Origin of the sequence: Marinobacter sp. RI1, assembly GCF_041155085.1 — a bacterium.
GTDB classification, from domain to species: Bacteria; Pseudomonadota; Gammaproteobacteria; order Pseudomonadales; family Oleiphilaceae; genus Marinobacter; species Marinobacter nauticus.
On sequence record NZ_AP031605.1, the window covers coordinates 1,965,819 to 1,978,050 of the forward strand.

Below are 12,232 nucleotides of genomic sequence, written 5' to 3' on the forward strand. Positions count from 1 at the left end.
TCTCCAGATTGCCGGGGTCCAGCTCGTATCTTGGTTTCCTTCCCCAAAGCTCTCTCCATGTCCTCCCTGGATCTGCGTACTGAACTTTAATTAATTGTAAAAAGTACGCATAGATTGTGTTATCCGATTTTAAAGAGTGGGCGACTACCCTATACTCGAAGTCAGGAACAGCGACAGGTGTGACATGGCTAAATTATTTTCCCGACGAAAACGCGGCGTTGCTGACGAGCCAGGCGATAACAAGGTGCAGGGCGTGACGAACCAGCAGCAGAACCTTGATGATGTTGAGGATCAGTTCCCCGAGCGTTCGCGGTTTGTAAGGGTTGCACCTTCCCGGATCGTGAAAACCCACATTGGCTGGTTTGCACTCACCCGGGAGCAGGATGACCTTGGCCCCTTCCCCAGCGAAGAGTTAGCGGAAGATGCACTCCATGAGTACTTGAAACGTGTGGAGCCCAATCGCTCGAGGGCTTACTCCCCGTTTTCCAGTTGTGGAGTGCTGATTCATGACTCTGAGACCTGTAGCAAGCGACACTGTGCGTTCTGTATTGAGGCGAGGGTGCTCGCGGAAGACAACTGGAACGAGCTGATTGACGATATTGATTTTACGGGAGGGGATTCCGAATGGTGAAGCCGGCTGGTTTTGGCGATTTCCCCTTGGCGCGCCACCCGCGCGACATTGAGCTCGACGATTATATACACGTCGTCTTTGATCTTGATTACCCCAATCACGTGAATCGTTTAACAACAGACGATGACGAGGTTGTAGAGGCATTAAGGCGGGGCTTGCCCGTTGCCAATCACCAACCGTTGGCGGTTCTGTTACTGGTATTGAAGGGGCGGATGCCGTGGGAGCTGATGAGCGACAGAACCTGGCGAACGGTTGTAGCACCAGCATTGCAGGTGGTTGGCGAACGCCACCAGGCTGAGAAAGATGAGAAGGCGCTTTGGGACGGTATCCCTGTGGACCTCCCCGCTCCGTTTGCTGATAAGCGTCTCAAGTTATTGATTGATGAATATCGGCCGGAAGACCTGCTGGCCATTGTTGAGTTAACCGAAATTGTGATGTCGTTACAGGCAGGGCGGGATCCTGATGAGGAACTTTTTCGAGAGCGCTCCTTGAGTATGTCCTGGAAACGGGGAATGGGGGCCGAAGAAGACGGGGTTCACTTGTCAATACAGTACAACCTTGAGCTTCAGGAAAAATACCATGCGATCGAGGGTGGAAGTGTTAGCCAGGAGCAAAGGCAGTTTGCACTCAGGATGTGTAACCGTCTGGAGGTAGAGCAGCGTGAATTGGTTATTGCGTTGAGTAGAGATTCGGCGTGATTTTTCGCCCTAAAAATACGGCATAAAGTATGTTATGCAATAAAAATGTAACCAGGTGGTGTTAGTCTGGGGCAGTTTTGAACAATTGGTGTGGTGTACTATGAAGCGACGTACTTTTCTGATGTCTTCGGCGTCTTTCACGACGCTCGCCCTTGCGGGGTGCGGGGGAGGTTCTTCCGGTAGCAGTAACTCGCCCCTGAGCCCCGTGACGACACCGGCAGATGAGAACCCGGAGACACCGTCGCCTGTCGAGCGCGGCACCTTTTTGCATGGGGTGGCATCCGGGGATCCTCTTGATGACCGGCTAATACTATGGACTCGGGTGACGCCAGATAATCCCACGGCAGAACGCTTGCCGGTTGAAGTTCTGGTGAGCCGGTTTGCGGATATGTCCGAGCCCCGGGTGGTGTCCACCGAGGCAGTTGCAGGCCGGGATTTTTGTGTCAAGGTGGATGTGTCCGGTTTAGACAGTGACACCTGGTATTACTACGCTTTTGTCTCTGGCGACCGGGTTTCTCCTGTAGGCAGAACTCGAACGTTTCCCAGCGCTTCTACGCGCGTTACGCGTGCGCGTTTTGCCACGGTTTCTTGTTCCAACCTCCCTTACGGGCACTTTTCTGTTTATAACGCGCTGGCAAAAGTAGCCGACCGGGATCTGGACTTCGTCCTGCACCTGGGGGACTACCTGTATGAGTACGAACCCGGTAACTATGACGATCCGGCGTCGGTTCCAAACCGGGTTCATGAACCGGCGAACGAAATTGTTTCGTTGAGCGACTATCGGACTCGCCACAGTCAGTACAAGCAAGACCCGGACCTTCAGGCCGTCCATCAGCAATATCCCATGATTTGTATCTGGGACGACCATGAGTTTACTAATGATGCCTTCAAAGAGGGTGCTGAAAACCACGACCCAGCCACCGAGGGAGATTGGGAGCTCCGCAAATCCCGCGCGATGCAGGCCTACTTTGAATGGATGCCCGTTCGGGAGGCCGCTGGGCAGCCGGGGCGGATTTGGCGCCAGTTTCAATACGGTGATTTGATTGACTTGTGGATGCTCGACACTCGGATTGAGGGAAGGGACGGTCAGGCTTCGTTGCCATTCGGGCCCGAGCGAACCGACGAAAACCGCGAGCTGATTAGTGAGGCCCAGATGGCATGGTTGACCCAGGGGCTCGAGGGTTCAGAGGCTCGCTGGAAAATGATCGGGCAGCAGGTCATGTTTGGTCAGTTGAATCTGGCCGAACTGCCCCAGCCGGATGCCATCGCTCAGTTGGTGCCCTACGGGACCACGCAACAGGGTGTCAATATGGACCAGTGGGATGGCTACACGGCCTCCCGTAATCGGATTCTGGACGCCATTGAGGATAGCGATGTCAGCAATGTGGTGATTTTCACCGGAGACATTCATACCTCCTGGGCCAACGAGATCTATCGTAATCCATCGTCGGTTACCGGCGATTTGTTTGATTCAGCAAATGCCCTGGCGGTTGAGTTTGTTTGCCCTGCGGTAACATCTCCCGGCTTTCCTGCCGGGCTTGCCGAGTTGGTGTCTCCGCTTCTGAGCGTGACCAATCCTCATATCAAGTATGCAGAGTTGCGCAAGCGAGGTTTCATTCTGATGGATGTGACGCGCTTTGACTGCCAGGCCGAGTACCACTACGTGAAGTCGATCAGCGATGAGACATTGAGAGGCGAGTTGGAAGCTTCACCCAAGCTGGTGAGGGTGTCCGCAAGGGAATCGGGAAAGCGGTATCGCCTTGAAGAGGATCGTCTCTCTGTTTCCCGGCCCCGCAGTACCCAAACGGCGTTTTTGGCGCCGCCTGTTCACGCCGGTCACCAGCATCGGCTGGCTCAGTTAATCAAGAATGTACGTTCTCTGGAGTTCACCGCATGATGTTCCTCACCCGGTATATTGCTGTTTTGGTTTCGGTTCTGGTGTTGTCTGCATGCGGTGGTGGCTCTGGCGGAGGTGCTGACTCAGCGCAGGATTCCGCACCGCAACAGAATACTGACGGTGATCCGGCGCCCGAACCTGAGCCAGTCGCGGTTGCTTCCACTCAGTTCATAGCCATGGGGGATTCCGGTTCTGGCAGCCCCGGACAGTTTGCGGTAGGCGAGTCTATGGCCGCGGTGTGCGAACTGAAAACGGAACAAAATGGCCCCTGCGAGTTCGTGTTGGGCTTCGGTGACAACATTTACGAGGACGGCGCGACCTCTGTTGACGATGCTCAGTTTGAGGAGAAATTTGAGAAGCCTTTTGAGCCCATGGGAACAATGCCGTTCTACATGGTGCTCGGTAATCATGACAATACGGGTTACGTGGGCGGTGATGGCGCCAACAACAGCCGTGGAGATATTCAGGTAGATTATCACTACGAGGGCAATAGCCCGCGCTGGCGCATGCCCGCCCGCTTTTACGCATTCGGCAGTGATGAGATTCCAACAGCGGCTATTCCCGAGACCCGGGACGGGCGACCGCTGTTGAATGTGGTGTCACTGGATTCGAACCCTCTGGCCTCTACGGTGGCTGATGCCGACTCCCGCTTCAGTTGGCAAAACTATGGCATGCAGCAATTGATCTGGGCGCAGGATGAGATGATTTCCTCGAATGCGCTGTTCAACATTGCCATGGCCCATCATCCTTATTTGTCGAACGGGTCTCACGGCAACGCTGGTAATTACGACTTTATTCCTTCATTTATCCTCCCGGTTATCTCCGGCCAGCGCTGGAAAGATTTCCTGGAAGAGTCGATTTGTGACTATGCCGACTTTCTGATGACCGGGCATGATCACGATTTGCAGTTGCTGGAGCCGGTTGAATCCTGTGGCCGCACTCGGTTTGTGGTGAGTGGCGCCGCCGGGAAAATGCGCTCTATTCAGGATCCGGAGCGTAATCGTGCGTTGTTTCAGCGTGGCGATACCTATGGCTTCTTTTGGGTACAGGCAAGTGAAAGCAATCCTGAAACCGGTGCGCCGGCTCAGATGTGTTTTGAAGCCTATACAGTCGATCCGGACGTGGACGGCTTTGGCGTGATCAGCCCCGAGGGCAGCCTGACTCCAGCCCACAGCCAGTGTTTTGAAAAGTCCGAACCGGTCAACATCGCCCGCGGTAAGGACTTCTCGGGAACGCCGATTTCGATGCCGGTTCCCTTAAGTGAGGGCAACCAATTTGATGTCGATTTTACCGGGCCGTTGAAGTCATTCCGGGAGCAACTGACCAGTGGTTTGAATACGCTGAACATGGCGAATCCGAATGCGGAAACCCAACAGGTTGTCGCCCAGATGATCAATGGCATAGATACCCTGTTGGCTTCCATTGATGCTGCAGCTTCTTCTATCACCGAGGGCGGTTCGGAGGACGATATTGCGCAGGCAAATTTTGCGGTTCAGGCTGCGGCGGACCGCCTGAAAGCGATTGATACCAGTGGGTTGCCGGCGCCGTTTGATCGCCTGGGTGATGCGTTTGAGGCGTTTGCAGAGGGGTTCGGGGGCTCGGGAAATGAGGAGTCTGGCCAGGGATTATCCCGGGACACTGCGTTTCTGCTTGGGCCGGTCGTGCAGCTGGCCATCAACATCGACAACATTGTTGATGCCGTTGATCAGCAGGCGGAGCCGGTGCCGGTGCTAAGAGGCGTGACAAGCCTGCTTTCAACGGTTCTGCGAGGCGTTGGCGAAACGCTGGAGCAGGTTGCCGTACTGGATAGTTCTGGTGGTACCGATGCTTTGGTGGGGAGTATCAACGAGGCGTTGAACACGCTGGTACTGGAGGTGCTTCTGCTGGAGGAGGCGCCCGATTCGATCAATCAGAATGCCACGCTGCCAACGAATTTCCTCTCAGACGCTCTACAAACCGTTTTGCGTGAGGTAACCGAGCAGCTGGACCGCACTCTGTTGCAAACGGTAGACAATCTGCTGGGCCGTTTGCTCGCTCCGATTACTGGCTTGATTCGTGGCTTGTTGGATAGTTTGTTTTAGGGCTTAACCAACGATGACAAGGTTCCTGCCACCCTGTTTGGCTGCGTAGAGAGCCTTGTCTGCTTGCCCCATCCATTGCATGTAGTTCTCTGGCCCTTCCGTTAACTGTGAAATGCCCATACTAACGGTGTATTGGATATCTCCAGCGCTGGTATTGACCGTACTTTTCTCGATGGCTTCACGGATTCTTTCGCAAATCACTCTCGCGTTCTCTGCGTCCGTCTCCGGGAGGATAATGCCGAACTCTTCTCCGCCGTAACGCCCGGCACTGTCGGATTGGCGTACGCTGTTGCGCGTGATTTGTGCGGTGTGCCGAATCACATCGTCCCCGGCCAAATGCCCATAGGTGTCGTTGACGGATTTGAAATGGTCGATATCAAACATCACCAGACTGGTGGCCTGGCCATAGCGCCGGAAGCGCTCATATTCTGCGTCTACCAGGTTCTCCCAGGTACCCCGGTTGAGCAATCCGGTGAGCCGATCCGTCATACTGAGCTTCTCGAGCTTTTCGTTCGCTCGTTCAAGCGCTCGTTTGCTGCTGGCAAACTCGGTCACATCGTAGACCAGCAAGCAGACTTTCTCGACCTCGCCGTTCGGAGCGGTGATCGGGCTGATGGTCAGGTTCTGGAACATGTATTCTTCCGTGCCTGTGATCGGGCGTGTATTCCGGAACTTGAACAGGTAAGGGCGCTGTTCCCAGGAAGTAAAAGCCCGGGTGTTCAGCATGGCGACGGCGTCTACTTTTCGGGTAAGCCAGGCTTCCGGGATGTCCGGAAAGGCTTCGAACAAAACCTTGTCCTGAATCTGGCTGGCGGTAATGCCACTGTGGTGTTCCATGAAGCCGTTCCATGCCTGGACGTGGAAATCCAGGTCCAGCACGACCAGCCCCACCTCGACGGATTCGAGCATGTCCATCAGCCAATGGAATTCGTTGGCGCCCTGATTAAAGGCCATAGTCAATCCACCAGATACGCGAGGCGTTTTTCAAGAAATGGGATGGAGTCCTCGGTTAGCAGGATCAGCATGTTGCAGCGGATATCCCGGTTTTCCAGAGCATAGCTGATCTCAATACACAGCAGCTGTTCTTCCCGCTTGCTGTGATGATCCAACAGTTCGTTAACCGGGCGGTGCTGGCCGAGAACGGTCGGATGACCCAGGCCCAGCTTCAGGTCGAGCTGATCACCAATACCGTTGATGAACGCGCCAAATAAGATGCTCGACATATCCATGAGCACTTCCACGTTCACGGATTCGCCTTCCAGCACGTCATAGTGAAGCAGTTCGGCCATTTCCCGGAAACTGGCGTCCTCAAACAGCAGGAGAGCCTCGCCTGCGATACCGGCGCCGGTAAAGCCCTGGCAAACGGCTGAGTAGTCTTCTGCTCGCTGCGCAGCCGATATTGCCATGTGCAGCTCGGAGTTGGCGATAAACGCAACTTTGGGGATAGGTTGTTTGACAAATACCTTCAGCAGCCGGGCCAGCAAGTCGGAGGAGCGCCCCATGGCGACGTTGGATATCTCCTGCAGGTAATCACTCAGGCTTACCGATATTTCCGGACTGGCCGCCTCGCGGGTGTGCAGGCTGGCGTCGTTCAGGGCAGTGTCTTCAAGCTCGGAAGGGCGATAGAAGCCGTACTCTTCGAGCAGTCGGGAAACAACGCCGGTGTCGGTTGGCTTTTTGATGAAGTCGATGGCACCCAGTCTGCGCACACGTTCCCGGGCTTCCGGCTGAATGTCGCCCGAGACCACGATGGTCAGAACTGGAAGATCCTCTGAGCGGATGTGTTCCAGCACCTGGTAGCCGTCGAGTTCCGGCATGTTCAGGTCCAGAAATAACAGCTCGGCTTTCTGATCGCGAAGTATGGTTAGCGCCTCCTTGCCATCTCCGGCGAAGAGGATGTCGTCTGCCAGGCCGGGTGGCAGAGCTTTGGCCATTTGTTTGCGCGCCAGTGCAGAGTCGTCGCAGATCAATATTCTGGTGGTCATGGAGTGCCGTTTGGGGCCTTTGACGAAAGGGCGTAAGTATACCAATCTCAAGCGTTGTGTATATGCGGGCTACATTACAAGTTCGCTAAGCTACATAATGGTTCCTAAGTTAGTTTAGTCCTGTGACGAACATCAAGCTTGAACAACAAATGACGGCCACGTAATGAATGAATGTGATCTACCTCACTCAATGTACGAGGCTCGGTCGGATATAGTCGTGTTGCGGTCAAAAAGAAACAGTTTGTTACAAAGAATAACGGGCCGCATGCCAGCACCGAAATAATAAAACCAGCGGGCAGGCATGGAGTCGGGTGTCGAAACTGACTCACTAAAACAATCAGAGACACAATCTATGACAACGCAAGCGTACGGATGCGCTGCCCTTGCCATGCTCTGCCTGGGTATTTCGCCCGTTTCCCAGGCAGAACTGGAGCCCATTTCAGACAATGCGATGGGTGAGGTAACCGGGCAGGCCTTTATGCAGATTGAAAATATCCCCGGCCAGAACCATGAGTTCACGCGCATGACGCTGACGATGGATGTAGAGACCCGTGTGAATATTGACGATATTCAGGCCGGCCAGATCAATGGCGGCACGGACTTCTCAGCCACCCACCTGGCCCTTGGTCATATCGCCCGTAACGACGGCGAGGTGTTCAATGGCAAGACCTATAATGCCGGGGATGAAATTCCTTTCGAAGCGCGCATGCCCTACATCGAACTGGCGGAGGATGCCGCGGGCCTTGCCGGATTCCGCATGGGGTTCGGGCAGGCAAGGGGCTCGGTGTCGTCCCATACCACCAGCTTCAGCGGCGACATCGGCCTGAAAGTGCAGGATGCAACCGGTGCCGTTTACGATACCTATCTGTTTGATGGCGATGGTGGCGCGGCCACCAACTACCGTGCCTCTCACATTGGTATTGATCCCAACTCCTGTGTTTCCGGAGCTAACTGCACGCCACTTACCCACCTGCAATCACTGACCGTAGGTGAGGATAACGGCAGTGCAGATGGCACCATCGGGTTTACAGATGCGTTTTTCGTCGGTTTTCAGCGCGATGACGGCGTAGCCTGGCAAACGCTGGACGGTGCCAACACCATCAGCGTTGGGAAAGGGGTATTTATTAACCTGCCTACCAACATGACCGTGGATCTGAGCCAACTTGTTGGCCCGGATGGCATTGACCGCCTGCGCACCCATCAGACGGATATGGGTACCAAGCTGTTTTGATTTTGCTAGACTCCTGCCTCTGAACCAACACGCAGGAGTCTTCCTTTGATCCGCTCTTTCTACTGGCACGATTACGAAACCTTTGGCGTAGACCCGGTTCATGACCGGCCCTCCCAGTTTGCGGGTGTGCGCACCGATGCGGATCTGAATATCATCGAAGACCCGCTGGTGATCTATTGCAAGCCAGCCGACGATTACCTGCCATCCCCCGAAGCCTGCCTGATTACTGGTATTACTCCCCAGAAAGCGTTGGAGGACGGATTTCCGGAAGCCGAGTTTATCGCCCAGATTAATGAGGCTTTCAGCCAGCCCGGTACCTGTGCCGTGGGCTACAACAGCCTGCGGTTTGATGATGAAGTGACCCGGCATACGCTGTATCGCAATCTCCGGGATCCCTACGCCAGGGAATGGCAGAACGGAAACTCTCGCTGGGACATCATTGATATGGTGCGGCTGACCTACGCCTTGCGGCCGGAAGGTATCCACTGGCCCCGCAAAGAAGATGGCAGCCCGAGTTTCAGGCTGGAAGAGCTGACGGTGGCCAATGGCATTGCTCATGAGGCTGCCCACGATGCCATGTCGGATGTGCTGGCCACCATTGCCGTGGCAAAGCTGATCAAGGAAAAGCAGCCCAAACTGTTTGATTTCGTTCTGAACAATAAAGACAAACATTCCGCGCGGCAAATGCTGGATACCGCCGCTATGAAGCCGGTGTTTCATATTTCTGCTAAATATCCGGCTACAAGAGGTTGTTGTGCGTTGGTGGCACCGTTGGCAGAGAGCCTGAGCAACAAAAACCAGGTGATCGTTTACGATCTTCGGGAAGACCCGGAGGCGCTGATCAATGCCTCGGTCGAGGAGATACGTGAGCGGGTATTTACGTCTCAGGCGGAACTGGGGGAGGGTGTTAGCCGCTTTCCACTGAAAGGCGTGCAATTGAACAAGTGCCCTGTGCTGGCGCCAGCGACCATGCTCTCCACGCTGTCACAGGAGCGGTTGGCCGAGCTGGAGCTGGATGGAGACGTACTGCGGGCCAACCTGGCCAAACTGCGCAAAGCACCAGATCTGCCCGCCCGCATTGCCCAGGCCTTCGAACAGGATTTCCAGGGCAGCGACCTGACCGATCCCGACGAGCAACTGTACGCGGGCGGGTTTATCAGCAAAACCGACCGGGAGAAACTCAACTGGTTGCTGACCCAGCCCGTGGAAACCCTGGCCGAGCAGGAAGTGAGGTTTGAAGATGCGCGCCTGCCGGAGATGCTGTTCCGTTACCGTGCCCGCAACTATCCGGATACCCTGATTGGCGAGGAAATGGAGCGCTGGGAGCAGTTTCGTACCGAACGGTTGATGCAGCCGAAAAAGGGGTGGCGTTCATTGGAGGCTTACGGTCGGGAACTTCAGCGATTGGCCTCTGATCCTGAGCTGACGCCCAAAAAGCAGCAGGTTCTGGAAGATCTGCATCTGTACGGTGAATCTTTGATTCCCTACCTGTAGCGAATCGCAGACCCCGGGCATCCTCGCGTCAGGATTGTCCCGGGATCTGGGCAGCTCCGATTAGCGTCGGCGCTGGAAATACACGCTCAGGTTCTGCCCCATCAGGCTTTGAACTTCACTACCCAGGGCTTCCGCCTGGATCTGGCGCTGTACCGGGCCGGTGGCCAGGCTGTGGCCATCTTCATCCCGGGCTTTAATCAGCTTCCACTCCACTTCATTGCTCACCAGGGCCAGCAGTTCTTTGAGCTGGTTGGCGTCCTGCGGCCGGAACCATCGATCGCGGCAGCCGCCCAGGCTGTAGAAGTCCTCGTCCTTCAGCAGCTCTGTCCAGAGGGTATCTTGCCGGTTGGCCAAAACCATCCTGCGAAGTTGACGTAAGGCGGTACGAGTGGGCTGCAGATTATGCTCCGCGACCAGGCGGCGAATCTGTTTGTCGCCCTGGGTTTGCTCGGCCAGCGCCGTGTGCATGTGCACAATGGCACCGGTGTTCGAGGCAGTATTGATGAGTGCGGCCAGAGAAAGCTCGGTCATGGCCGGTGAGGGCACGCGGCCCACTTCCACCCAATGGACCTTGTGACCATCGGCCACAAAACGCTGTGCGATGGACCAGGGCCAGAACACGATGTTGTCCATGTTCAGGCTCTGGGCCATGCGGGTGCCTTTAGCGATATTGGCCAGGGATTCATCAATTGCAATCACTTCCACATCGTTCAGGTATTGCGCCAGCTCCATGGCTCGCTGGCCAGACTGAGCGCCGCACACCATAATCCGCAACGTGGCGGGGAGGTTGTCGGTGTTCAGGCCAAGTTCCTGCGCCATCACGGCTTTCAGGCTCGTCTCCGTCCGATAGGCCAGCTGGCTCCAGGCCGGCCATGCCTGGGGCACATCGGTTTTCTCCAGGCAGAGTTCCTCGGCTTTTTCGTCAAAATTCTGCTTGATGGCCTCTTCTTCTGCCCGGTTGTAGTAGCTGGCTGCCATAATGGGTTGCATGGCCAGTGGCCAGTCCACCAGGTTCCATTGGCCGAGTTGAACTGCAAAGTTCTGGTGGAAAAGCGCACCATACATGGCGCTGATCATCAGAGAGCCAATCAGGGCCTCTTGAGGTTCGCCTACGGCGAATTGCGCCATGATGCTTTCATTGATGGTGGCCGCCAGGCGTTCCTCATCGTCTTCCGCGGCCAGCGCGAAGCCGGTGCGGTCGGCGTATTCCGCGATGGCCAGGCAGAGGGGCTGCAGTTCGTCCCTCAGGCTGGCCGTTTGAGCGACCTCCGCCATAATGGCGCGGCGCAGTAGCACCACCAGTTCTTCCACAGCGGCATTGGGCATCAGAGTTTTCTGGAGCGCCAGGATCAGCAATTCATCTTCTGCCGCGGCATCCAGGAAGATTTCGGCGTTGGGGTTATCCAGGTCGTATTGTTGCTGGATGATTGTGCCGACAAAGTGGCCGATTTCCTGGTGTGGCAGACCTTCCTGCCGAAGCAGGGCAATGGCGTCCAGCGCCAGATCGCTGTCGGCTTTGTGAACCTGAAGGTGCTGCGCACACGAGAGCATGCCGGAATAGACAGAGTCCCATTCCGATCCGCTTTGGAGTAACTTGCGGTAGTGCAGGTAGGCAACATCAAACTGGCCTTGCAGCTGTTTGGCATGAGCAACGCCGCAGAAAGCGGCGGCAGATTGCCGGTCGCATTCCAGTGCCTGCAGGAAATACTCCTCCGCCAGGGCGGGGCGCTCGCTCTTCAGTGCCCAATAGCCCAGGTTGCAGTATTGCTGGGCCTGCGCCGGTTGCCGATTGAGACTGGCATTGAACAGGGCGTGGGCCTTTTCAAGCTGGCCGTCGTCCATCTCCACTCGGCCGAGCAGGCCAAGGGCCGCTGCGTGATCGGCCTCCAGCGCCAACGCCTGATTCAGGTATTCCCGGCATTCATTGCGCGCTTTCAGCCGCTGAATGTAGGAGAGCCCGTTGCTGTTGGACTCGCCATACGCCAGGTTTGCCTGGAGCACCAGGCGCGCGACCTGAGCCTGAACGGAGCGGGAAAGATGCGCGTTATGATGTTGTACTTGCATGGAACACCTCGTTACCAGCCAATATCCGATGCGGCAAAGGTCTGCAGTTTTTTGACGGTTTGCCGGGGTTTGGGGGTGGTGTTGCGAAAGGTGTGCCAGTTTGGTGGGGAAGTAATGAAAAACGGCCAGGTGATTAGCCTGGCCGTTTCTG

At 55.8% G+C, this 12,232-nt stretch carries 9 protein-coding genes; 6 read left to right on the forward strand and 3 right to left on the reverse strand.

The genetic code is table 11. From position 1 onward, the window contains the following. Positions 1 to 184 precede the first annotated feature (184 nt). The 4 genes from ACAM27_RS08815 to ACAM27_RS08830 all read left to right on the forward strand — a co-directional run bounded on the left by ACAM27_RS08815 (position 185) and on the right by ACAM27_RS08830 (position 5,307). Positions 185 to 631, forward strand: coding sequence for a DUF6316 family protein (locus ACAM27_RS08815; RefSeq protein ID WP_222449042.1), 447 nt, complete (start codon positions 185 to 187; stop codon positions 629 to 631). After that, positions 625 to 1,329: a hypothetical protein gene (locus ACAM27_RS08820; protein ID WP_369611794.1), complete on the forward strand. Its 705-nt coding sequence runs from the start codon at positions 625 to 627 to the stop codon at positions 1,327 to 1,329. The genes ACAM27_RS08815 and ACAM27_RS08820 overlap by 7 nt, the downstream gene beginning before the upstream one ends. Positions 1,330 to 1,429: 100 nt before the next feature. Then, positions 1,430 to 3,226 carry an alkaline phosphatase gene (locus ACAM27_RS08825; protein WP_369611795.1) on the forward strand — a complete coding sequence of 599 codons (1,797 nt, stop codon included), beginning with the start codon at positions 1,430 to 1,432 and terminating at the stop codon, positions 3,224 to 3,226. Further along, entirely contained in the window at positions 3,223 to 5,307 is a 2,085-nt protein-coding gene (locus ACAM27_RS08830; protein WP_369611796.1) for a metallophosphoesterase, read from the forward strand. Before ACAM27_RS08825 ends, ACAM27_RS08830 begins: the two co-directional genes overlap by 4 nt. Before the next feature lie 3 nt (positions 5,308 to 5,310). Here the strand turns inward: ACAM27_RS08830 and ACAM27_RS08835 are convergent, their stop codons facing one another. Continuing rightward, a complete protein-coding gene (locus ACAM27_RS08835) occupies positions 5,311 to 6,261 on the reverse strand; it encodes a GGDEF domain-containing protein (protein WP_369611797.1) in 951 nt (316 codons plus the stop codon). Positions 6,262 to 6,263: 2 nt separating this feature from the next. Further along, positions 6,264 to 7,292: a response regulator gene (locus ACAM27_RS08840; protein WP_369611798.1), complete on the reverse strand. Its 1,029-nt coding sequence runs from the start codon at positions 7,290 to 7,292 to the stop codon at positions 6,264 to 6,266. A gap of 352 nt (positions 7,293 to 7,644) precedes the next feature. Between ACAM27_RS08840 and ACAM27_RS08845 the strand changes: the two genes are divergently transcribed. Beyond that, the gene (locus ACAM27_RS08845) at positions 7,645 to 8,523 is read left to right on the forward strand and encodes a DUF6160 family protein (RefSeq protein ID WP_369611799.1); all 879 of its coding nucleotides are present in this window, start codon (positions 7,645 to 7,647) and stop codon (positions 8,521 to 8,523) included. 45 nt (positions 8,524 to 8,568) lie between these two features. Continuing rightward, positions 8,569 to 10,017, forward strand: a complete 1,449-nt coding sequence (sbcB, locus tag ACAM27_RS08850; RefSeq protein ID WP_014422041.1) for an exodeoxyribonuclease I — start codon at positions 8,569 to 8,571, stop codon at positions 10,015 to 10,017. Positions 10,018 to 10,077: 60 nt separating this feature from the next. Here sbcB and ACAM27_RS08855 read toward each other — a convergent pair whose 3' ends face one another. Further along, a complete protein-coding gene (locus ACAM27_RS08855) occupies positions 10,078 to 12,081 on the reverse strand; it encodes a hypothetical protein (protein WP_369611800.1) in 2,004 nt (667 codons plus the stop codon). Between the last annotated feature and the right edge of the window lie 151 nt (positions 12,082 to 12,232).